The sequence below is a fragment of the Marseilla massiliensis genome, assembly GCF_016899855.1.
In the GTDB taxonomy this organism is placed as follows: domain Bacteria; phylum Bacteroidota; class Bacteroidia; order Bacteroidales; family Bacteroidaceae; genus Prevotella.
In genome coordinates this window covers 1-22,604 of record NZ_JACJJG010000046.1, presented here as the reverse complement: position 1 = coordinate 22,604, position 22,604 = coordinate 1, and the positions used below count along the sequence as shown (strand labels likewise).

Here is a 22,604-nt window from a genome sequence, read left to right as displayed (position 1 = left end):
GTGAAAAGGTGAAAAAGTGAAAGGGTGAAAAGGTGAAAAAGTGAAAAATTTTCTTCAGCTTTATTTTACTCTTTTACCCTTTTACCTTTCTACTTTTTCACCCTTTCACTTTTTCACCTTTTCACTTTTTCACCTTCTCACTCTTCATTCATTCTCTTGACCATCTGCCGCAGAGGGTTAGGCGTATGGCTCTTGAACATCAGCCAGCAGTAGCGGCTGAAGAACGACGTCTGCCTGACGCCCTTGCGGTTGCGCGCGTTGAAGGCCATCGAGTAAGGATTGCACGGCGTAACGACGTGCAGCACCTGGCACGCCAGCTCCACGATACGCCTGAAGCCGTAAGGGCGCCCGTGGCTGTCGACAAGGCGCTCAGACAGATAAACCTCGTGCGACAGGTCCATAAGGTCGGTAACGCTCTCCTGCCAGTAAAGGTTCTCCCTCGGCGAGCGCCCCAGCAATTCGCAAAACTGGCTCGCCATAAGCTCCATGGCGCGCTGCCGCTGCTCTCTCGTAAGTGTGTCCGAATACTCCGTTGTGTGTCTCATGCCTGAATTCATTTCAATAATCATTGTCATTTAAGTAATTGTTAGGTTATACTTCGTTGTTCCTGAAAATCAATTCGACGGCAAAGATACGGCATATCAGTGCACAATAAGTTCACAACACGATACACATACGGTTAAAGCAAGTTAATTATTTAATTCATAATTCATAATTGGGCTGGCGGCACCCTATCAGGCCTATTAGTCTTATTTGGCTAATTAGTCTTATTTGGCCTATCAGGCTAATTTGCCTCATCAGGCCCATTAGTCTTATTAGGCTTATTTGCCCCATCAGCCCTATTGCCCGACAACAAGCCACCGAATACCCCACAACATGCCACATTTCGCAAGACGAAACGCGGCATATCACCACTCGAAACATAACTTACTGATTACCAAAGAGTTACTTTCCGCCCTGACGGTACACTACCCTCATCAGCCCAATGTACCCGAAAACAAACAGCGCGAATATCACAAGACTCCGACCATACTCGCCCGCGGCCAACAGACTGACCCACCCGGGCAACACCAGCAACACCGAGGCGCAGAATATAAATATAGCGGTCTTCTTCTTCATGTAGGCAGAAAGAATAATTACTTTGCAGCGCAAAATTACTGAAAATACAATATAAATTAAGGTGGCCGGCGGATGTTTAACTTTAGTTTAACACAGCCAGAAGCCCCGCTGCAGCGCCACTCCTTAAGTATAGCGTACGATGTAGCGTGCATAAGTTTTGGCGGCCGCCGTTTTCGCCGTACCTTTGCAAACGTAAGACGCGTCGATACAATTAAGAGTTAAGAATTAAGAATTAAAAGTTAAGAAAGACTCAAAAATTCGAGACTCGCAGAGAGAACAAACAATTTTCAATTAACAAACAAACTTAAAAACATCAATCATTATGGCAGTATTTTATAAGCTCTACCAAGACAACAGAAGTAACTCCAACCACAACGGCGAATGGTACGCCCGCGCCGTCCACACAGGCACCGTTGACATAGACGACCTGGCCGAGGAAATGCAGGCCAACTGCACCGTCAAGCGCGCCGACATCGTGGCCGTGCTCAGCGAGCTCGTCGAGACAATGCAGAAGCACCTGCAAATGTCGCACCGCGTAAAGCTCAACCGCCTCGGAACGTTCAAGATAGGCATGTCAACCAAGCCCGCCGCAACGCCACAGGACTTCACCGCCAACGGCAACGTAAAGTCAGTGCACGTACTGTTCCAGCCCGAGACGAAAATCGAGAAGGACAAGACCCGCGTACGCGCCCTCCTCACCGGATGCAAGGTAAAGGAGCTGCCCAAGAACGCCGTCGGCACAGCACTCGACGACACCGAGGAAACAGCGTGAGAAGGTGAAAAGGTGAGAAGGTGAAAAGGTGAGAAGGTGAAAAGGTGAGAAAGTGAAAAGGTGAGAAAGTGAGAAGGTGAGAAGGTGAAAAGGTGAAAGGATAACAAGGCTGGCAGGGTAGGGCAGGCGCCGCCCAACCCCGCCGCTATCAAGAAACTGTCATGGCTCATCAGGCTTATTTGGCTCATTCGGCCCATCCGCCTTATTTGCCTTATCCGGCCCATTTGCCTTATTAGACCCATCCGGCCCATTTGCCTAATCCTGCCTATTACTCTTAATCAAAAAATCTACTGAAATGGGAAACAAAGACAAACAGAACATCTCTATCATACTGAAAGTAATCGTTGCAATAGCCACCGCTATCCTCGGCGTGTTCGGCGTCAACGCGGCAATATGATTTGAAAGTGGGAAAGTGAGAGAGTGGGAAGGTGAGAATACGGCTCGCCTCCCCACTTTTTCTACTTTTTCACCTTTTCACCCTCTCACTTTCTCACCTTTTTATTATCTTTGCATCTTGGATAATAGTATTCAAACAAAAACAAGATACGAAGCAATGGAATACAACTTCAACGAGATTGAGAGGAGATGGCAGAAAAGGTGGGCCGAGATGAAGACCTACCACGTTACCGAGGACACGCAGAAGGAGAAGTTCTACGTGCTCAACATGTTCCCGTACCCGTCGGGAGCGGGCCTGCACGTGGGACATCCGCTCGGATACATCGCCTCTGACATATACGCACGCTACAAGCGACTGAAGGGCTTTAACGTGCTCAACCCTATGGGATACGACGCTTACGGACTGCCGGCCGAGCAGTACGCCATACAGACGGGACAGCACCCGGCAGTGACTACCGACGAGAACATCAATCACTACCGCGAGCAGCTGGACAAGATCGGCTTCTCGTTTGACTGGGACCGCGAGGTGCGCACCTGCGACCCGAAGTATTACCACTGGACGCAGTGGGCGTTCATCCGCATGTTCAACTCTTACTACGACAACGCGCAGCAGAAGGCGCGGCCGATAGAGGAGCTTGAGAAGTATCTCTCTGAGCACGGCACCGAGGGTCTCGACGCCGCTTGTTCGGAGGAACTGAAGCTGACGGCCACGGAGTGGAACGCCATGACGGAGAAAGAGAAGCGCCACACGCTGATGAACTGGCGCCTGGCTTATCTCGGCGAGACGATGGTTAACTGGTGCGCGGGCCTTGGCACGGTGCTGGCTAACGACGAGGTGGTTGACGGCGTTTCGGTGCGCGGTGGATACCCCGTTGTGCAGAAAAAGATGATGCAATGGTGCCTGCGTGTGAGCGCTTACGCACAGCGGTTGCTCGATGGTCTGGACACGGTAGAGTGGACCGACTCGCTGAAGGAGACTCAGCGCAACTGGATAGGACGCTCGGAAGGAACGGAGATTGAGTTTAAAATAGCCCCCCACAAACTCCCCCGAGGGGGAGCTTCCGATACCAACGAAGCAAACCAAAACTCCCCCTCGGGGGAGAATGAGGGAGGCTTTACCATCTTCACCACCCGCGCCGACACCATCTTCGGCGTTACGTTCATGGTGCTGGCGCCTGAAAGTGAATTGGTGGAGAAAGTCACCACGCCCGAACAGAAGGCCGAGGTGGACGCTTATCTTGAGCGGACGAAGAAGCGTACCGAGCGCGAGCGCATCAGCGACCGTTCGGTCAGCGGCGTATTCTCGGGCAGTTACGCCGTCAATCCGTTCACGGGCGAGGACATTCCAATCTGGATTTCAGACTACGTATTGGCAGGATACGGCACGGGAGCCATAATGGCCGTGCCGGCGCACGACTCGCGCGACTATGCCTTCGCCAAGCACTTCGGACTTGAGATACGTCCATTGATTGAAGGATGCGACGTGAGCGAGGAAAGTTTCGACGCCAAGGAAGGCACTGTTTGCAACTCTCCGAAGAGTGGGGTAGAGGCCATTCATGGCTTCTCACTTAACGGATTAAGCGTAAAGGAAGCAATACAGAAGACTAAGGAGTTTGTAAAAGCCAACAATCTGGGTCGCGTAAAGGTGAACTACCGCTTGCGTGACGCCATCTTCTCGCGCCAGAGATATTGGGGCGAGCCGTTCCCCGTTTACTACAAGGACGGCGAACCGTACATGATTCCCGAAGAGTGCCTGCCGCTGGAGTTACCCGAGATTGACCAATACAAGCCTACGGAGACGGGCGAACCGCCACTGGGACACGCCAAGAAGTGGGCGTGGGACACGACGAACAACTGCGTTGTGGACAAATCGTTGGTTGACAACGTTACCGTATTCCCGCTCGAACTGAATACAATGCCGGGCTTCGCGGGTTCGTCAGCGTACTATTTAAGGTACATGGACCCGACCAACGACAAGGCTCTTGTAAGCCCCGAGGCCGACCAGTACTGGCGCAACGTCGACCTGTACGTGGGCGGAACCGAGCACGCCACGGGCCACCTGATATACTCCCGCTACTGGAACAAGTTTTTGCATGACATCGGAGTGTCGTGCGAGGAGGAGCCGTTCAAGAAGCTCGTCAACCAAGGCATGATACAAGGCCGCTCTAACTTCGTGTACCGCGTTAACAGCGACGACCACGACGCAGCTCCCGTATTCGTCTCATTGGGTCTGAAAGATAAGTACGACACAACCCCGATACACGTTGACGTGAACATAGTGCATGCCGACGTGCTCGACATCAACGCCTTCAAGGCATGGCGACCGGAGTACGAGAACGCCGAGTTCATACTCGAGGACGGCAAGTACGTGTGCGGCTGGGCTATCGAGAAGATGTCGAAGTCGATGTACAACGTCGTCAACCCCGACATGATTGTCGAGAAGTACGGCGCCGACACGCTGCGTCTGTACGAAATGTTCCTCGGTCCGGTGGAGCAGAGCAAGCCGTGGGATACCAACGGTATTGACGGCTGCCACCGCTTCCTCAAGAAGTTCTGGGGCCTCTACAGCGACAAGGACGGCATGAAGGAGCTTGCCGACGGCGAGGCAACGGCAGAGGAGCTGAAGAGCGTTCACAAGCTGATAAAGAAGGTAACACAGGACATCGAGGCGTTCAGCTATAACACGTCGGTAGCCGCTTTCATGATATGCGTCAACGAACTGTCGCAGATGAAATGCCGCAACCGCGCGCTGCTGACCGACATGGTGGTGCTTATCGCTCCCTTCGCGCCGCACATCGCCGAGGAGCTGTGGCACGCGTTGGGCAACGACACGACCGTGTTTGACGCCGCATGGCCCGAGTACAACGAGAAATTCCTCGTTGAGTCGACCGTCAGCCTGACCGTATCGTTCAACGGCAAGGCCCGCTACCAGATGCAGTTCGCCGCCGACGCCGACAACAAGACCATCGAATCTGCCGTCCTTGCCGACGACCGCTCGAAGAAATACATCGGCGACAAGAATGTAGTCAAGGTGATCATCGTACCCAAGAAGATTGTGAATATCGTCATTAAATAAGGTTTTGCGGTTATGGGGTTTTAAGGTTATGAGGTTATACGGTCCTTACGGTTATATGGTTATTAGGTATATGGTTGAATAAAAAACAACTCAAAAACTTAAAACCGCAACACCGTATAACCCCATAACCGTATAACCTCATAACCTTAAACCCCCATAACCGCAAAACCTTATAACCGCAAAACCCCATAACCTTATAACCGCAAAACTATGAACAAACAAGCCATAATGAGCGAGGTGAGGGATTATTTCAACATTACCCTCGGCCTTATGCTCTACACATTTGCCTTTACCGTGTTCCTGCTGCCTTACGAGATTGTGACGGGCGGCATTGCCGGTATCGGCGCCGTGGTGTTCTACGCCACGAAATTCCCCGTGCAGTACACGTTCTTCATCATCAACGCCGTGCTCATTGTGGCAGCCCTGAAGATACTGGGATGGCGCTTCCTGATGAAGACCATCTACGCCACGTTCATGCTTACGGCGCTGCTCGAGCTGGCGCAGGACGTGGTGATGCAGCCCGACGGCACGTTCTACAAGCTGCTGGGCGAGGGCAACGACTTCATGTCGCTCGTCATCGGATGTATGATGACGGGCACGGCGCTGGCCATCGTCTTCCTCAACAACGGCTCTACGGGCGGCACCGACATCATAGCCGCCTCGGTGAACAAATACCGCAACATATCGCTCGGACGCGTGATTCTGCTCATCGACATCTGCATCATCGGCAGCTGTCTGTTCATCGACACGTTCGGCCCCGTGGAGATGCGCTGCAAGAAGGTGGTGTTCGGTTTCTGTACGATGTTCATCGAGTGCTCGATGCTCGACTACGTGATGAACTGGCAGCGCCAGTCCGTCCAGTTCTTCATCTTCTCCAAGCGGTGGCAGGAGATAGCCAACGCCATAGCCAAGACCACCGACCACAGCATGACGATACTCGACGGCCACGGATGGTACAGCGGCAAGGAAACGAAAGTAATCTGCCTGATGGCCCGCAAGCGCGAGAGCGTAACGATATTCCGCCTCATTAAGGCACTTGACCCCAACGCCTTCGTAAGCCAGGGCGCCGTAACCGGAGTGTACGGCGAGGGCTTTGACCAGATAAAGGTGAAAGTACCGAAGAAATTAAAAGTTAAGAATTAAGAGTTAAGAAAATATGACTTTGAAAATTAAGAATTAAGAGTTAAGAATTAAGAAAACATGCTTTGTTGGTTATACATCCTCGAAGTCATATTTTCTTAATTCTTAACTCTTAATTCTTAATTAAAATCAGTGAATTATGAATTATGAATTAACCAAGGTTGTCTTCGCAACCAACAACAAGAACAAGCTTGCCGAGATTCGCGAAATGCTCGCCGGCAGCGGCATTGAAGTACTGTCATTGGCCGACATAGGCTGCCACGCCGACATTCCCGAGACATCGCCCACAATCGAGGGCAACGCCATACAGAAGGCACAATACGTATTCGACAACTACCACATAAGCTGCTTCGCCGACGACACCGGCCTTGAAGTGACAGCGCTTGGCGGCGCCCCGGGCGTCTACTCGGCACGTTACGCCGGCGGCGAGGGGCACGACAGCGAGGCCAACATGGCCAAGCTGCTCGGCGAGCTTAACGGCAAGAGCGACCGCTCGGCACAGTTCCGCACGGCCATAGCCCTCATCCTTGAAGGCGACGGCGAGCCGAAACTATTTGAAGGCATTGTCAAAGGCGAGATAATAACCGAAAAGAGGGGAGGCGAGGGCTTCGGCTACGACCCCATATTCCGCCCCGAAGGCTACGACAAGACCTTCGCCGAACTGGGCCACGAGATAAAAAACAAGATATCGCACCGCGCGCGCGCCGTAATAAAACTTGTTGAATACCTGAAAAACGCACGGTGATGATAGACGAACTGTCCATCCTCATGCCGTGCTACAACAACGAGTGCGCCCCGCTGGCGGCCAGACTCGCAGCGCAGGCCGAAGCCATAATCCGCCAAGGCCGGCGGCTCAGGTATGAGATAATCGTGGCCGACGACGGCTCGACAGACGCCCTTATAATCAATAAAAACAGGCTAATCGACACCCTGCCCAACAGCCGCTACATCGTAAAGGGATACAACTCGGGCCGCGCCGCCATACGCAACTACCTGGCGCGCGCGGCCCGCTACGCCCGACTGCTGTTCATCGACAGCGACATGGCCGTATGCTCGCCCACATACCTTGTCGACTACCTGCGCCTCGACAGCGCCGACGTGGCCTACGGCGGATACACCGTAAGGGGCGACGGCGAGGCCCTGAGGCACAACCTGAGATATATCTACGAGACAAGACACACCAAGAACGGCACCGCCGCCGAACGCAACAAGCACCCGTACAACGACTTCCACACGTCTAACTTCATGATAAAGCGCACGATAATGCTCGACCATCCGTTCGACGAGCGCTTCGTCCGCTACGGCTACGAAGACGTACTCTTCGGCAAGACCCTGCGCCGGTCAGGCGTCATGATAACCCACATCGACAATCCCCTTGCCTTCGACACCTTCGAGACCAACCCCCAGTTCATAGCCAAGACCGAGGAAGGCACGGCCACCCTCGCCGAGTTCAGCGACGAGCTGCGCGGTTACTCCACGCTCATCACCGCCGCCGAACGCCTCGCCCGCCTGCACCTCATAAAACCCGTAACGCTGTTTTACAAAATATTCTCAAAAACCATGAAAAACAACCTAACGGGCAATAAACCACGCCTTTTGCTGTTAAATATATACAAACTCGGTATGTTTTGCAGCCTGAAAAGCCGCAAACGGCAACCCTAAAAGCCACACATCATGATACAAAAGGCCATCCTCATAACAGCACTAACGCTCGCCATGCTCGCCACGAAAGTCCACGCACAGACCGGAACATGGCGCAACTACCTGGCATACAACGACATAACAGACGTACAGCAGGCCGGCAACACCCTCTTCGTACTCGCGTCAGAGGCACTCTACTCGTATAACACCACCGACCAAAGCATAACCACCTACGACAAGACCAACGGCCTGAGCGACTGCGGCATACAGCACATCGCCTGGTGCGCCGACGCCTCACGCCTGATGGCCGTCTACGAAAACGGCAACATCGACCTCGTAAGCCGCGACGGACAGACCGAAAACATGCCCGAATACTACAACTACTCCACCACCTTGGACAAGACCGTCTACGGCCTCGACGTCATCGGCAGCCACGCCTACATGTCAACCGGCTTCGGCATAGTGAACATCAACGTAGCCGCCGCCGAAGTGACCGAGACCTACAACCTCGGCTTCCGCGTTGACTACGTCTACGCCGACGACACCCGCATCTACGCCGCCTCGAGCACCAACGGCACCTACTCGGCACTACTTACGGCCAACCTCCTCGACCCCGGCAACTGGACATACACCGCGCCATACACCCCGCGCCAGAAAACAATAGACCCCGACCTGCTCGCCACGGCACAGACACTCAAGCCCGGAGGGCCGAGGAAAAACTGGTTTACATTCATGAAATTCGAGCATGACAGATTATACACATGCGGCGGATACTTTATTTCCGGATACGTACAGGAAAACAGGCAGGGAACCATACAAATACTTGAAGGCGACGAATGGACCATATATCCCGACAACATTAACGAAACAACAGGTTATTCATACATGGACATAAACTGTCTTGCCGCTGACCCCAACGACCCAAATCATATCTTTGCCGGCGGAAGATGCGGACTGTACGAATTTCAGGACGGACAATTGATAAACTATTTCAACAAAGACAACAGTCCGCTCAGAGGAGCCATGAGCAATGGCAACGAGCTTGACAATACATATGTATTGGTAAACGGACTCGCTTTTCATGGTGGCAACTTATGGGCATTGAACTCGCAGACCGAAAACACTTCGATAATGGAATATAACGGCAGCGAATTTATCTCACACCATAAACAAGAACTGATGTTCAGCGGAATGAGTTTCCAGACAATGCAAGGACTTATTAACGACAGCCGAGGACTTATGTGGTTCGTCAACATAAACGGTTGGCAACATCCGGCAATAGTATGCTACCAACAGGAAACCGACCAAATAAACGTATATGACCAGAATTTTTACAACCAGAACGGCACGCCGATAAATATGACTTACTTGAACTGCATTGCCGAGGATAAAGATGGCAATATGTGGATAGGAACAGATGTAGGACCATTTTATCTGTCACCGTCAAACATGGATAATACAGATCAATGTATCCTTACGCAATTCATAGTTCCGCGTAATGACGGTACTGATTATGGCGACTATCTTTTAAGCGGCATACACATAACCTGCATAGCTATTGACGGAGCCGGACGAAAATGGTTCGGAACGAACGACAGCGGCGTATATCTCGTAAGCGAGGATAACGTCGAACAAATTGAACACTTTACGTCGGAAAACTCACCATTGCTTTCAAACGAGATAAGATCTATCGCCATAAATGGAAACACAGGTGAAGTATTCTTTGGTACGGAAAAAGGCCTATGCTCATACATGAGCAACGCCACCGAACCGTCAACCGAAATGACAAAGGACAATGTCTACGCTTATCCCAACCCGGTGCGTCCGGATTACACTGGCCCGATAACAATCGTAGGTCTCACCTACGACGCCGACGTCAAGATAACCACGTCTAACGGCGTCCTTGTAAACCAGGGACGCAGCACGGGCGGCACTTACCAGTGGGACGGCTGCGACCTTGAAGGACGCCGTGTGGCCTCAGGCGTATACATGGTACAGACGGCAACGTCGTCAGGAGACAAGGGCACGGTCTGCAAGATTGGAATAGTAAGATAAAATACTTACCTAAAAACAATATGAAAAGGAATTTTTCAAACATAATGGCCATAACGTTTACTATATTCGTTATCGCCATTTTTTTTGCAATCAACACAGCAATACCTTTTTTCAGCGATGACGCCGATTGTGCATTCTTAAACGGAAAGCAAATAAACAACGTTGGCGACATTGTTTCAACGTTGCGATTCGACTATTACAACATAAATGGCAGGATATTGTGCAATATAGCCGCCTTGGTTTCCATACTCCAAGGTGAGACATTCTTCAACATAGCCAACACATTCTTCTTTATTCTCGCAATAATTCTTTTATACAAGACCGGAACAAAACAAGGAGAACAATTCAAGCCTTTAACTTTGGTAATTACCATTATCGGCCTGTTAATTCTTTCAACAGGAATAGACTCCCTGTATTATTGGGCTTCAGGCTCGACAAACTATTTATGGGCCTTGGTGTTCAATATGGCTTTTATCTTATTAATTCGTACATACGGTCCACACACCATAAGTAAGACACGCTTGGCAGTACTGTCTTTAGCAGCGTTCGTCCTCGCCCTAAACAACGAGATGTTCGTATGTCCTATAGCAGCCTCGCTGTCCATATACTGCATTATCAACAAACGTAAAATAAACTTCACGGCAATGATCATTGCCATTGCGTACATTCTTGGCGCAACCGTGGTATTCTGCGCCCCTGGCAATTTTGGACGAGAGAGCCAATATACAATAGGACTCGGATATGCCACACGAATCGTAAAAATGATGTATTGCCTGAGGATAACATATATCCTCGGAATAGTGATGGCCGTGCTGGTAGTGAAAAAAAAACATTGGCTTGTTGATTTTATCATGAATAACGCCATACTGTTCATAATGCTTGCACTAAGCACCGTAATACCATTTATGGCCGCATCTACGGGTCGCTCATTATACGCGATAGAAATATCCGCGCTGATAATACTGTTACGGCTTGTAAACTCGGCTATTTTGGAAAAAAAGACAGAAAGTATCTACGTGGCAACACTGTCGGTAGTATTCGGCATTTTCTATATTTCCGTATGCCATGACTCATTCATCAAATGGGGCATCGTCAAAAAGACACTCGACGAATATTACTCTTCCGCTACAAATACGGTAATGATTGACGACTATCAAAGTAAAAACGGACTGGTAGAATACTATACGGTAAACATAGATAACATTTTCATGCCTCACGATAAGTCAAACCAGTATGCCCTCGAAAAATTAAGAAGAAAAAACATAAAGGTAAACAGCGAAAATGCGGATGATTCGTTACTGATAAAAATACTGCCCGAAAATGTATATAATAAAGCCATCGTCAATGCAGATAAATTCTTCACTGAGGCCAACAGGATAAAAGGCCTCGGATTCCATCATGCCCCCTCACTGGTATACAGCGTGATGAAATACGACAGCCTTAAACTTGACAGTATAGACAAAGGGTATATGTACGCGCTTTATTCTTTGTCGTTCTGCAAAGACATAAAAGTAAAAGTCAACTATATGGAACACGACCTTGGCTTTGAAAGGGCAGCTTTTTACGTTGACACAAAATACGGACGATACATACTGCTAAACAGGAAATTCAAGCGGTATCCTTTCTTGAAACTTGAAGAAATATCACTTAACAACACTTTACACGCAAAAAAGATTGAAGTAAGCGGTTTATAAACATGAAAGCTACCGAAAGCAATATGGTCAGAAGAAAATAAAATATCTGTGCTTGAATGTTTCCTGCCACCTCCTTGACATAATACAAACAAAAATCATTGGCCAAGATATTGGCAAGATATATTTCGAGAGTATGCCTTCCTATTGACTCCATAAAACCTGCACGACATCCCGCAACGGACAATACAAGAGCAAAGAACACTGTCATGAAAGGCCCAGCCCAATACATCGTAGTAATTTCATTCAACGTAAACAGCGAATAAAAACCCGACATATTCCCTGCAAAAGCAATGGCTAATCCGACAATAGACACGGCCCACAAACGCTTAATATCATCGTGGTGGATACCGAAATAAACACCCATGACAAACACCGGCAAACGCAACAGTATCGACGCCATTATGCCACCTACCGTGAATCCGTAAAGAATCGATAAGGATACGCATGCCGTCAATAATACGCTCCATATCCCACAAGAAGAAACGAAACGATAAATAAGCGGAAACAGAAGGTACAGCCACACAAGCATGTTGATGTACCATTCCGTAATATGTGATGTATCAAGAAACAATGATAATGTTGAAAACCGGCACAAGACATCACCAAAAGAAAAATTGTCGCCCAAGTAATATGTCAAAGCAAGCTTCAACACCTGGAACAAGGCAAACAACGGCAATATCTTAATATACCTGCGGCGGTAAAAATCCTTTAAACTATGCAACGGATAGGAAAACACAAGACCGAAGCCACTGCATATAAGAAATACGTCTACGCCAAGATATCCCATATATAGAAATCTTGACAAAACAGGTATTGCGGTAGTCTCGAAATTTATCTGCCAGTGATATGCTACGACACCTATTATAGCAAGACACATTATTTGGCTGCGCCACTCTGAAATACAGTTATTGAATACCGCCATTAAGTCATTTGATACTTGTTTGTACAATAAATAACGAGTGTCAGTTTCCAGTTATTTCCTGAAATATTATGCATTATCCTCTCCGCTTATCAGCTCATCTCCAGCATTCTTATGATAGGTTTTACGGCGTCGCGGGCGATGTCCTGGGGTATCTCTATTGCCGGCGATTCATTCTTCAGGCAGGCGTAGAGCTTGTCGAGGGTGTTCATCTTCATGTACTCGCACTGGTTGCATGAGCAGCCGGGGGCGCCCTCGGTTATCTCGGGGGGCACGGGGATGAACTCGGTCGTTGGGCATTTCTTCTTCATTTCGTATAGTATGCCGGCCTCGGTTGCCACGATGTAGGTGGCGTCGGGGTGCTCGGTGGCGTACTTCAGCAGGACGGCGGTAGAGCCTATCACGTCAGCGGCGGCGAGCACGGGGCCCTTGCATTCGGGGTGCGCCAGTACGATGGCGCCGGGGTGCTTGTCCTTGAGCGCGGCTATGGCGTCTACGGAGAAGCGCGCGTGTACATGGCAGCCGCCGTTCCAGAGGGCCATTTGGCGGCCTGTGACGGCGTTGACGTAGCTGCCGAGGTTATGGTCGGGGCCGAAGAGTATCTTGGCGTCCTGTGGCAATTTTGATACTATACGCTCGGCGTTTCCGCTGGTCACGACGACGTCGGTCAGCGCCTTGACGGCTGCTGTGGTGTTGACGTAGCTTACGATGGTGTATCCGGGGTGTTCTTCCTTGAACTTGCGCAGGTCTTCGGCGCGGCACGAGTCGGCGAGCGAGCAGCCTGCCTCGGGGTCGGGGCAGAGCACGAGCTTGTCGGGGCAGAGCAGCTTGCAGGTCTCGGCCATGAAGTGTACTCCGCACATCACTATTACGCGCGCATCGGTGTCGGCAGCCTTGCGGGCAAGGGCGAGCGAGTCGCCTATGAAGTCGGCCACGTCCTGGATATCGCCGTCGGTGTAATAGTGGGCCAGGATAACGGCTTGCTTCTCCTGGCATATCTCTCTGATCTTGGCCTTGAGGGCCTGGGTGTTGTTTGATGTCATAGCTTTATTGTTTTAATAGGCCGAATGGGCCTTATAAGAGTGATTGGCCCAATGGGCCTGATGGGCCGAATAGGAAGACGGTACAGGCCTTTCTTAATTCTTAATTCTTAATTCTTAATTCTTAATTCTTAATTCTTAATTCTTAATTCTTCCGTTTTTTCCACGGTTGTTCATTATTTTATTGTTTTTCCTTTTTTTGAAAAAAGAAGGATGTTTCTCTATGATATGCCGTTGATTTGTTCACAACTTCGGGCCTGTTTGTTTGCTTTTTAGGTTATTAACGTAATGTTTGTTGTTGTAAACACTGTTGTTTAATATCTTCTTGCTGACTGTCAGGCGTTAACGTCGGTTATCAACGATGCGGCTACCGGTTGCAAAATTAATAAGTTTATATCTTTTTTTGCCATCAAGTTGTTGAAAACTTGCTTATTTTCTTGCCGTAACCTTGTGGATATCCACCGCCCACGCCGGCAGTGGCTTGCTCCGGTGGATAATGCGCAGGTTGTCAACATGGTTTTCCACAGGTTTTTCCACATTGTGCGGTTGGCGGCTTTCCGTCGTGCGTAAGGCCGTGTTTGGGTGTGCGGTTTGCCGTCTTTCGCATGGCGGGAGGCGGCCTTTCGTTATAGGAAAAAATAAGCGCGGAAGTGGCTTCACAGCCGTTCCGCGCCTCAAACTTAAACAACCAATAAAAGAAATAGATTGCTCAATCCTATTGATTGATTTCAAGTCATGAATAAATTTGTATTTTATCTTTATCTTATGAATAACAGTTCACGGTACTTAGGCAATGTCCAGAGTTCGTCGGCTACTATCAGCTCGAGCTTGTCGATGTGGTAGCGTATGGTCGACATCTTTGGTTCCACGGTGTCGTGGTAGGCTATTGCCTTCTCGCGTTCGTTCTCTATCTTGTTGGCCACCTTGCGTGCGTTGATGAGTTCCTCTACGCCTGTCTCGATGGCTTGCGTGCGCTCGGCTATCTCCTCGATGAGCTTCATGTTGCGCGCGCACAGCTTGTCGGCCTTGTCGGCGGGGAATATCTGGCGCATGTTCTGCACGTTCTTGGCCAGCTGGCTCTGGTAGTGGGTTGCCACGGGCACGATGTGGTTCATCGTGATGTCGCCCATTACGCGTGCCTCTATCTGTATGCGTTTTGTGTAGGTGTCCCATTTCACTTCGTTGCGTGCCTCGAGCTCCTTGCGGTTCATGACGTTCATGGTCTCGAACATCTTGATTGAGTCGTCGCTGAGGTAGCTGTCGAAGATGAGCGGGCAGCTTGTCTCGCAGTCGAGTCCGCGGCGCTTGGCCTCTTCCACCCATTCGTCAGAGTATCCGTTGCCGTCGAAGCGTATGGGCTTGCATGTCTTGATGTCGTCGCGCAGGATGTCGATTATGGCGTCGGTGGTGTCCTGTCCTTTTTCGATAAGTGCGTCGACGCGGTGCTTGAAGTCTACGAGTGCCTCGGCAACGGCCGTGTTGAGGGCTATCATCGCGCTCGCGCAGTTGGCCTCGGAGCCTACGGCGCGGAACTCGAAGCGGTTACCCGTGAAGGCGAACGGGCTGGTGCGGTTGCGGTCGGTGTTGTCGATGAGCAGCTCGGGTATCTCGGGTATGTCGAGCTTCATGCCCTGCTTGCCTGTCATGTTGCGCAGGGCGTCGTTGTCGCTCTTCTCGATATGGTCGAGCAGGTCGCTCAGCTGTGTGCCGAGGAACGACGATATGATTGCCGGCGGTGCCTCGTTGGCGCCGAGACGGTGGGCGTTGGTGGCGCTCATTATCGAGGCCTTGATGAGTCCGTTGTGGCGGTAGAGGCCCATGAGTGTCTCTACGATGAAGGTTACGAAGCGCAGGTTGTCCTCAGGCGTCTTGCCGGGAGCGTGGAGAAGCACGCCCGTGTCCGTGGAGAGGCTCCAGTTGTTGTGCTTGCCCGAGCCGTTGATGCCTGCGAAGGGCTTTTCGTGCAGCAGCACGCGGAAGCCGTGCTTGCGGGCCACTTTCTTCATGAGCGACATCAGGAGCATGTTATGGTCGACGGCGAGGTTGGTCTCCTCGAATATCGGGGCTATCTCGAACTGGTTGGGGGCCACCTCGTTGTGGCGGGTCTTGCATGGTATAGACAGCTCGAGGGCCTGTATCTCGAGGTCTTTCATGAACGCCTGCACGCGGTCGGGTATGGTTCCGAAGTAGTGGTCGTCCATCTGCTGGTTCTTCGCCGAGTCGTGTCCCATGAGGGTGCGTCCTGTGAGCATGAGGTCGGGACGTGCCGAGTAGAGTCCTTCGTCAACGAGGAAGTACTCCTGTTCCCATCCGAGGTTGCAGGTCACTTTCTTCACGTTGGGGTCGAAATAGTGGCATACGTCCGTTGCGGCCATGTTGACGGCGTGCAGGGCGCGCAGCAGTGGCGCCTTGTAGTCGAGCGCCTCGCCGGTGTAGGATATGAATATTGTGGGGATACAGAGCGTGTCGTCCATGATGAACACGGGCGATGTGGGGTCCCACGCGGAGTATCCTCGGGCTTCGAATGTGTTGCGTATTCCGCCGCTGGGGAACGAGCTGGCGTCGGGTTCCTGCTGAACGAGCAGCTTGCCCGAGAACTCCTCAATCATTCCGCCCTTGCCGTCGTGCTCGATGAAGGCGTCGTGCTTCTCGGCGGTGCCCTCGGTCAGTGGCTGGAACCAGTGCGTGTAGTGTGTCACGCCGTTCTCCTCGGCCCACTGCTTCATGCCCGCTGCCACGGCGTCGGCTATGGAGCGGTCGAGTCGGGTGCCGTTGTCGATTACGTCGATGAGCTTCTCGTAAACCGACGGCGGCAGGTATTTGTACATCTTTGCGCGGTTGAACACGTTTTTGCCGAAGTACTCCGACGGGCGCTCAACGGGCGCGATAACTTCCAAAGGCTTCTTCTTGAATGCCTCTTCAACAACCTGAAATCTTAAGTTTGTCATCTTGTGAGGGTTTTATTATTTGTATGTTCCTTTCTTTTTATGGATGTCCGCATTCAACCAACATCTCTACAGTTGGCTGTGTACGGATGGTCATGTTTCCTTACTGTCGGCCCCGCCTATTGCCAAAGTTGGCGTTTCGGGCTGCCGTTCGCGGCCTTTCACGTGCCGGAAGACGGCCTTTTGTCTGCCGCCAGGCGGCTAATCCGTTGCAAAGATAAGGTTTAATTTCATTTTATTTGTAATTTGACGGAATAATTATGCATTTTGTTACGGTCGTAGCGTGAATCCGCACACCAGGTAAGCTTTTTCCGTGCTCGGGTTGGCCGTTACGCCGGCGAAGAGCGGTATGCTGAAACTCTTTGTTATCCTGATGTCCTTGCTTGCCCTTACCGACACGTTGGTGACGGCGAATCCGCCCGCGTCGGCATAGAAGCTCGTGGCGTAGGGTACGGCGCCGACGGTGGCTGTCCAGTCGCACCCGGCAAGGCTGAACGGGGCGCTGACCTCGAAGTATGACGAGTAGGCGCGGTCGCCGTCGCTGTTGGTGCCGTCGTTGCCGGCGAAGTTGGTGTACCACTGCACGGCCACGGGGCCGAAGTCGTAGCCTATGTTGGCCTCGAACACGTGCGACGTCTCGTGGGCGGCGTAGCTGAAGTAGCGGTCGTTGGGCGAGTTGAACCAGTAGTCGGTAATGCCGATGTTGAATCCTCCCGTGCTGTATCCGAGCGTCAGGTCGAACTCCTTGGTGTCGTCATTGTCGGAGAGGCCTACGTTTCCCCACGCCGTGAGCGAGAATCCCTTGTACGCCACGCCGAGGGTGGGTTGCAGGCTGACGTCGCCCAGGTCCTGGCCACGCCAGATGTAGCTGCTCACGAAGTCGGCCTGTACGGTGGCCTCTACCTTGTCTTGTGCCATGACGGAAGCCATGGGGGTTGTTAACGCTACTGCTAACACTGCACTTTTTCTCAAGATTTTCATAACTTTTCCTCCTTTTATTAATTAATAATAAGCCTAATGGGCCGGATAAGGCTGATAAGCCAAATATGCCGGGTAAGCCAAATATGCCGGGTAAGCCAAATATGCCGGGTAAGCCAAATATGCCAAATAGGCCCAATAAGCCTGATAGGCATATTTTCTTAACTCTTAATTCTTAACTCTTAATTTATTTCATCATCCATTCGCTTATGCGGCGCAGGGCCTCGCGGCAGTCGTCGCGGTCGCCGAAGGATGTCAGTCGCACGAAGCCTTCGCCGCTTGGTCCGAAGCCTACGCCGGGGGTGCATACCACCTGGGCGCCGTAGAGCATCTGCTCAAAGAACTTCCAGCTGGGCGTGTCGTTCGGGGTCTTAACCCACAGATAGGGGGCGTTCTCTCCGCCGTAGACCTTCAGCCCGAGCTTCTGCAAAGTCTCGCGCATCAGTCGGGCGTTGCCCATGTAGTAGTCGATGGTGGCCTTCACCTGCTCCTTTCCCTCGGGGGTGTATATCGCCTCGGCGGCGCGCTGGCTGATGTAGCTCGTGCCGTTGAACTTGGTGCACTGGCGGCGGTCCCACATGGGGTTGAGCGGGTAACGCTCGCTGCCGTCCATGCTGGCGGCGGTCAATTCCTTTGGCACTACCGTGTAGCCGCACCTCACTCCGGTGAAGCCTGCCGTCTTTGAGTAGCTGTGGAATTCGATGGCCACCTTCCTTGCGCCCTTGATTTCGTAGATGGAGTGGGGGATGTCGGGATCCTGGATGTACGCCTCGTAAGCCGCGTCGTAGAAGATGAGCGTGTCGTTCTTCAGCGCGTAGTTGACCCACTTGCGCAGTTCGTCGCGGCTGATTACCGTGCCCGTGGGGTTGTTGGGGTAGCACAGGTAGATTATGTCGACACGGTGGTCGGGTATCTGGGGCACAAAGTTGTTCTCCTCAAGGCACGGCATGTACGTTACGTTGCTCCACTTGCCGTCCACCAGTGTGCCGGCTCGGCCGCACATCACGTTGGAGTCGATGTACACGGGATAGATAGGATCGGTCACGCCGAAGTTGTTGTCCCAGCGCACCAGCTCGCCTATGTTGCCCGTGTCGCTCTTGGCGCCGTCGTTGACGAATATCTCCGACGGGTCGATGTGTATCCCGCGCGGCAGAAAGTCGTTCTTCACTATCGCCTCGCGCAGGAACATGTAGCCCTGCTCAGGGCCGTAGCCGTGGAATCCCTCCTTGGTGGCCATGTCGTCCACGGCCTTGTGCATGGCCTCGATCACCGCCGGGCAGAGCGGCTGGGTTACGTCGCCGATACCGAGGCTGATGACGTTACTCTTCGGGTGTGACACCTTGAAGGCGTTTACCTTCTTGGCGATGTCGGCGAAGAGATAATTCTTTGTCAGTTTCAGATAATGCTCGTTGATTAATGCCATAGTGCTAAGTCTTTTATTGTTGTTAAGTTTTTTGGCTATTGGGCTAATTGGCTAATCAGGCTAATTGGGCCTAATGAGCCAGATGGGCCTGATAAGCTGAATAGGCCTGATTATCCTAATGGGCCTGATATTGAGTCATTTTTTCTTAATTCTTCATTCTTAACTCTTAATTGTCTAAGTTTATTTCTCCTTCAAACACGAACTCGGCCGGGCCTGCCATCATGACGTGGTTGTCGGCCTCCTGCCATGTTATGTCGAGCGTTCCGCCGTCCATCGCGATGCGGCTTGAGCGTCCGGAGCGTCCGGTCAGCGCTGCCGCGACGGCTGTCGCGCAGGCTCCAGTGCCGCATGCCATGGTTATTCCGCTGCCGCGCTCCCACACACGGGTGCGTATTGTACCGTCTGCCATGGGCTGGGCGAACTCGATGTTGCATCTTGAGGGAAACGCCGCGTGGCGCTCCAGTATGCTGCCGTAGCGGGCTATGTCGAGCGTGGCGATGTCGTTGACGAAAGTGACGAAGTGCGGATTGCCCATCGAGACGAACGTTCCACCGAAGAGCCTGCCGTCGGCAAGCAGCGTGCCGTCGTTTCCGTCGCTGCAACCCGGGGCATACTGCGCCGGCACGTCAAATGCCGGGCATAGCATGTCCACGGTCACTCTCTCAACTTTTCCATCATTTATGTACAGCTTCAGCGTCTTTATCCCTGACAGGGTTTCGAGGCGTATTACGCTTTTGTCCGTCATGCCTTTCTCGTAAAGGTACTTGCCTATGCAGCGCGACGCGTTGCCGCACATCATGGCTTCCGAGCCGTCGGCGTTGAAGATACGCATCGAATAGTCGGCCTCCGGCGAGCTTGCGGCGCCGATGAGCACCAGCCCGTCGCTGCCTATGCCCTTGTGGCGGTCGCTCCATCTTACGGAGACGGCCGCCGGATCAGGAATATTATATATTAAGGTGTTCACGTAGATGTAGTCGTTGCCTGCGCCGTGCATCTTCGTAAACTTTATAATACGCTGTGTCATTTTGTTCGGCTTTTATCTTGTTATATATCCTTTTGTCTTTATTTGTCTGCAAATTTACAACATTTTGTTTTACAATGAAATATTATCGGGCCAATAATACAAGTATTTAACTTTATTACTTACTATATTTTACGTGAGCGGGCGGTAAACTTTCAGATTAAAATAAAACGTAAGCTAAAAACGAATAAAGTGTAATTTTGGAAGTGTTTAAACAATATTTGTTGCTTAAATTTACGCAATCGCTCGTTTATATAACAATCTGCTTGATATCGTGGACTGATAATTGCAGATTGAAATGAAAACAGTCTAAAATGTAGCAAAATTATAAATAACCGTCGTTTTATTGTTGCATAATGTATTAAAAATATTGTTTTAAATAACAAAAAGCTGTAATTTTGCGGAAAAATATTTCTTATTGATAATACATTTATTATTTATATAACAAAAAGAGAGAAAGTTATGAAGAAGATTGAAGCAATTATCCGTAAGTCAAGGTTTGAGGACGTGAAGAAGGCTTTGCTCGAGGCCGACATCGAATGGTTCTCTTATTATGACGTGCGCGGCAACGGAAAGGCGCGGCAGGGGCGCATATACCGCGGCATTGTTTACGACACAAGCTCGATAGAGCGTACCCTTGTGTCGCTCGTGGTGAGGGAGAAGAACGTCGAGAAGGCGGTCAACGCTATACTGAAGGCCGCCAGTACCGGCGAGATAGGCGACGGGCGCATATTCATAATTCCCGTCCAGGACGCCGTGCGCATACGCACCGGCGAGCGCGGCGACATAGCCCTTTACAATGCAGAACAGGAGGAATAATGGTGAAAAAGTGAAAAGGTAAAAAGGTGAAAAAGTAAAAAAACATAAAATATTTAAGGTTATGAGAAAGCATTTAATGAGATATCTTGCGGGTCGTAGGGCGGCCGTCACGGCGCTTACGGCATTGTTGTCAACCACGGCGGCGCTGGCCGGTACAGCCGAGCCTGTGCTCGACAGCGGCAACACGGCGTGGATGATAGTTGCCACGGTGCTGGTGCTTCTTATGTCAATCCCGGGCATAGCGCTGTTTTACGGTGGACTGGTGAGGCAGAAGAACGTGCTCAGCGTGCTCATGCAGACCATGCTCATCGTCGGGGTGGTCAGCATACTCTGGGTGGCGATAGGTTATACGTGGGCCTTCGGCACGGGCTTCAAGGACTCTGGCAGCCCGCTGTTCGCCGTGATGGGCGGATTTGACAAGGCGTTCCTGAGCGGCATAACCACGTCGACGCTCACTACTGGCAACATACCCGAGCTTACGTTCGTAATGTTCCAGTGCATGTTCGCGCTCATCACGCCGGCGCTGATTCTCGGCGCGTTTGCCGAGCGCATCAAGTTCAGCGGCTACATGGTGTTCATCATCCTGTGGACGGTGATAGCCTACTTCCCGATGGCCCACTGGGTATGGGGCGGCGGATTCCTGCAGGAGATGGGAGCCATCGACTTCGCCGGCGGCACCGTAGTGCACATCAACGCCGGAATATCGGCGCTCGTCATGGCGCTGATGATAGGCAAGAGGGAGGACTACCGCGTGGGACATCCCATCACGCCGCACAACATCACGTTCGTGTTCATGGGCATGTCGTTCCTCTGGCTCGGATGGTTCGGCTTCAACGCCGGCAGCGGACTGGCTGCTGACGGTATCGCCGCCAACGCGTTCCTCGTGACGCATATCGCCACGGCAACGGCTGCAGTGGTATGGATGGCCATCGACTGGCTGTGCAACAAGAAGCCCACTACCGTAGGAGCATGCACGGGCGCCGTGGCCGGACTGGTGGCCATCACTCCCGCCGCCGGCTCTACCGACCTGCTCGGCGCGTTCATAATAGGCTTGGTGACGCCCATCGTATGCTTCTTCATGGTAGCGGTGGTGAAGCCGAAATACAAGTATGACGACGCCCTCGACGCTTTCGGCGTTCACGGTATCGGCGGTATCGTGGGTTCTATCCTTACGGGAGTGTTCGCTACGCAGGCCGTTACGGGCGAGGGCGGCGTTGAGGGTGCGCTCTACGGCGACTGGCACCAGCTGGGCGTACAGCTCGTGGCAACGCTCGTGTCGGTAGTGTTCAGCGCCGTGGTGACCTTCATACTTTACAAAATCGTCGACAAGACGATAGGCATCCGCGTTGACAAGCGCGTTGAGGAGGAAGGACTCGACATTTACGAGCACGGAGAGAGCGCATATAATTAGAATTAAGAGTTAAGAATTAAGAGTTAAGAAAAATAGCTTTGCTGATTAACATCGAGGCATATTTTCTTAATTCTTAATTCTTAATTCTTAACTCTTAATTCTTAACTCTTAATTCTTAACTCTTAATTCTTAACTCTTAATTCTTAACTCTTAAT

General features: G+C 51.4%; 18 protein-coding genes. 10 read left to right on the top strand and 8 right to left on the bottom strand.

Going from position 1 to position 22,604, the window contains the following annotated elements; translation table 11 throughout:
- Window positions 1-137 precede the first annotated feature (137 nt).
- Both H6A34_RS08915 and H6A34_RS08910 read right to left on the bottom strand, forming a co-directional pair.
- On the bottom strand, window positions 138-545 hold the full coding sequence (locus H6A34_RS08915; RefSeq protein ID WP_205104994.1) for a hypothetical protein: 408 nt from the start codon (window positions 543-545) through the stop codon (window positions 138-140).
- A gap of 400 nt (window positions 546-945) precedes the next feature.
- Window positions 946-1,119 carry a hypothetical protein gene (locus H6A34_RS08910; protein ID WP_021947335.1) on the bottom strand — a complete coding sequence of 58 codons (174 nt, stop codon included), beginning with the start codon at window positions 1,117-1,119 and terminating at the stop codon, window positions 946-948.
- Window positions 1,120-1,441: 322 nt separating this feature from the next.
- Here H6A34_RS08910 and H6A34_RS08905 point away from each other — a divergent pair, with 322 nt between their 5' ends.
- The 8 genes from H6A34_RS08905 (at window position 1,442) to H6A34_RS08870 (ending at window position 11,893) form a co-directional block, all read left to right on the top strand.
- Complete coding sequence (locus H6A34_RS08905) at window positions 1,442-1,891, top strand: HU family DNA-binding protein (protein WP_021947334.1); 450 nt, start codon at window positions 1,442-1,444, stop codon at window positions 1,889-1,891.
- 295 nt (window positions 1,892-2,186) lie between these two features.
- Window positions 2,187-2,288, top strand: coding sequence for a smalltalk protein (locus H6A34_RS08900; protein ID WP_205104993.1), 102 nt, complete (start codon window positions 2,187-2,189; stop codon window positions 2,286-2,288).
- A gap of 156 nt (window positions 2,289-2,444) precedes the next feature.
- Entirely contained in the window at window positions 2,445-5,363 is a 2,919-nt protein-coding gene (gene leuS / locus H6A34_RS08895) for a leucine--tRNA ligase (RefSeq protein ID WP_205104991.1), read from the top strand.
- A 210-nt stretch (window positions 5,364-5,573) separates the two neighbouring features.
- Window positions 5,574-6,506, top strand: coding sequence for a YitT family protein (locus tag H6A34_RS08890; protein WP_205104989.1), 933 nt, complete (start codon window positions 5,574-5,576; stop codon window positions 6,504-6,506).
- Between the two features lie 136 nt (window positions 6,507-6,642).
- On the top strand, window positions 6,643-7,248 hold the full coding sequence (locus tag H6A34_RS08885; RefSeq protein WP_021949199.1) for a non-canonical purine NTP diphosphatase: 606 nt from the start codon (window positions 6,643-6,645) through the stop codon (window positions 7,246-7,248).
- On the top strand, window positions 7,248-8,165 hold the full coding sequence (locus H6A34_RS08880; protein ID WP_239480820.1) for a glycosyltransferase family 2 protein: 918 nt from the start codon (window positions 7,248-7,250) through the stop codon (window positions 8,163-8,165). Before H6A34_RS08885 ends, H6A34_RS08880 begins: the two co-directional genes overlap by 1 nt.
- A gap of 12 nt (window positions 8,166-8,177) precedes the next feature.
- Complete coding sequence (gene porZ, locus H6A34_RS08875; RefSeq protein ID WP_205104987.1) at window positions 8,178-10,199, top strand: type IX secretion system anionic LPS delivery protein PorZ; 2,022 nt, start codon at window positions 8,178-8,180, stop codon at window positions 10,197-10,199.
- A 20-nt stretch (window positions 10,200-10,219) separates the two neighbouring features.
- The gene (locus H6A34_RS08870; RefSeq protein WP_205104985.1) at window positions 10,220-11,893 is read left to right on the top strand and encodes a DUF6056 family protein; all 1,674 of its coding nucleotides are present in this window, start codon (window positions 10,220-10,222) and stop codon (window positions 11,891-11,893) included.
- On the opposite strand, the gene H6A34_RS15535 is transcribed toward H6A34_RS08870, so the two are convergent.
- The 6 genes from H6A34_RS15535 to dapF all read right to left on the bottom strand — a co-directional run bounded on the left by H6A34_RS15535 (window position 11,847) and on the right by dapF (window position 20,222).
- On the bottom strand, window positions 11,847-12,770 hold the full coding sequence (locus H6A34_RS15535; protein WP_420870833.1) for an acyltransferase family protein: 924 nt from the start codon (window positions 12,768-12,770) through the stop codon (window positions 11,847-11,849). The two genes, H6A34_RS08870 and H6A34_RS15535, sit on opposite strands and share 47 nt — an antisense overlap.
- Window positions 12,771-12,904: 134 nt before the next feature.
- Window positions 12,905-13,855 (bottom strand): quinolinate synthase NadA, encoded by a 951-nt coding sequence (gene nadA, locus H6A34_RS08860; RefSeq protein WP_205104983.1) that lies wholly within the window; start codon window positions 13,853-13,855, stop codon window positions 12,905-12,907.
- 755 nt (window positions 13,856-14,610) lie between these two features.
- Window positions 14,611-16,800 (bottom strand): glutamine synthetase III family protein, encoded by a 2,190-nt coding sequence (locus H6A34_RS08855; protein WP_205104981.1) that lies wholly within the window; start codon window positions 16,798-16,800, stop codon window positions 14,611-14,613.
- A gap of 267 nt (window positions 16,801-17,067) precedes the next feature.
- A complete protein-coding gene (locus tag H6A34_RS08850) occupies window positions 17,068-17,778 on the bottom strand; it encodes a hypothetical protein (RefSeq protein ID WP_021947770.1) in 711 nt (236 codons plus the stop codon).
- Between the two features lie 184 nt (window positions 17,779-17,962).
- Window positions 17,963-19,198, bottom strand: a complete 1,236-nt coding sequence (locus H6A34_RS08845) for an LL-diaminopimelate aminotransferase (RefSeq protein ID WP_021947768.1) — start codon at window positions 19,196-19,198, stop codon at window positions 17,963-17,965.
- A gap of 166 nt (window positions 19,199-19,364) precedes the next feature.
- A complete protein-coding gene (gene dapF, locus H6A34_RS08840) occupies window positions 19,365-20,222 on the bottom strand; it encodes a diaminopimelate epimerase (RefSeq protein WP_205104979.1) in 858 nt (285 codons plus the stop codon).
- Window positions 20,223-20,681: 459 nt separating this feature from the next.
- On the opposite strand from dapF, the gene H6A34_RS08835 reads away from it, so the two are divergent.
- The gene (locus H6A34_RS08835; RefSeq protein WP_021947766.1) at window positions 20,682-21,038 is read left to right on the top strand and encodes a P-II family nitrogen regulator; all 357 of its coding nucleotides are present in this window, start codon (window positions 20,682-20,684) and stop codon (window positions 21,036-21,038) included.
- Between the two features lie 193 nt (window positions 21,039-21,231).
- The gene (locus H6A34_RS08830) at window positions 21,232-22,449 is read left to right on the top strand and encodes an ammonium transporter (RefSeq protein WP_239480821.1); all 1,218 of its coding nucleotides are present in this window, start codon (window positions 21,232-21,234) and stop codon (window positions 22,447-22,449) included.
- Window positions 22,450-22,604: the final 155 nt, after the last annotated feature.

What these genes read in the sequence shown, in the direction of transcription:
- H6A34_RS08915 (WP_205104994.1), bottom strand. Translation starts at nt 545, where the DNA reads ATGAGACACACAACGGAGTATTCGGACACACTTACGAGAGAGCAGCGG.
- H6A34_RS08910 (WP_021947335.1), bottom strand. Translation starts at nt 1,119, where the DNA reads ATGAAGAAGAAGACCGCTATATTTATATTCTGCGCCTCGGTGTTGCTG.
- H6A34_RS08905 (WP_021947334.1), top strand. Translation starts at nt 1,442, where the DNA reads ATGGCAGTATTTTATAAGCTCTACCAAGACAACAGAAGTAACTCCAAC.
- H6A34_RS08900 (WP_205104993.1), top strand. Translation starts at nt 2,187, where the DNA reads ATGGGAAACAAAGACAAACAGAACATCTCTATCATACTGAAAGTAATC.
- leuS (WP_205104991.1), top strand. Translation starts at nt 2,445, where the DNA reads ATGGAATACAACTTCAACGAGATTGAGAGGAGATGGCAGAAAAGGTGG.
- H6A34_RS08890 (WP_205104989.1), top strand. Translation starts at nt 5,574, where the DNA reads ATGAACAAACAAGCCATAATGAGCGAGGTGAGGGATTATTTCAACATT.
- H6A34_RS08885 (WP_021949199.1), top strand. Translation starts at nt 6,643, where the DNA reads ATGAATTATGAATTAACCAAGGTTGTCTTCGCAACCAACAACAAGAAC.
- H6A34_RS08880 (WP_239480820.1), top strand. Translation starts at nt 7,248, where the DNA reads ATGATAGACGAACTGTCCATCCTCATGCCGTGCTACAACAACGAGTGC.
- porZ (WP_205104987.1), top strand. Translation starts at nt 8,178, where the DNA reads ATGATACAAAAGGCCATCCTCATAACAGCACTAACGCTCGCCATGCTC.
- H6A34_RS08870 (WP_205104985.1), top strand. Translation starts at nt 10,220, where the DNA reads ATGAAAAGGAATTTTTCAAACATAATGGCCATAACGTTTACTATATTC.
- H6A34_RS15535 (WP_420870833.1), bottom strand. Translation starts at nt 12,770, where the DNA reads ATGTGTCTTGCTATAATAGGTGTCGTAGCATATCACTGGCAGATAAAT.
- nadA (WP_205104983.1), bottom strand. Translation starts at nt 13,855, where the DNA reads ATGACATCAAACAACACCCAGGCCCTCAAGGCCAAGATCAGAGAGATA.
- H6A34_RS08855 (WP_205104981.1), bottom strand. Translation starts at nt 16,800, where the DNA reads ATGACAAACTTAAGATTTCAGGTTGTTGAAGAGGCATTCAAGAAGAAG.
- H6A34_RS08850 (WP_021947770.1), bottom strand. Translation starts at nt 17,778, where the DNA reads ATGAAAATCTTGAGAAAAAGTGCAGTGTTAGCAGTAGCGTTAACAACC.
- H6A34_RS08845 (WP_021947768.1), bottom strand. Translation starts at nt 19,198, where the DNA reads ATGGCATTAATCAACGAGCATTATCTGAAACTGACAAAGAATTATCTC.
- dapF (WP_205104979.1), bottom strand. Translation starts at nt 20,222, where the DNA reads ATGACACAGCGTATTATAAAGTTTACGAAGATGCACGGCGCAGGCAAC.
- H6A34_RS08835 (WP_021947766.1), top strand. Translation starts at nt 20,682, where the DNA reads ATGAAGAAGATTGAAGCAATTATCCGTAAGTCAAGGTTTGAGGACGTG.
- H6A34_RS08830 (WP_239480821.1), top strand. Translation starts at nt 21,232, where the DNA reads ATGATAGTTGCCACGGTGCTGGTGCTTCTTATGTCAATCCCGGGCATA.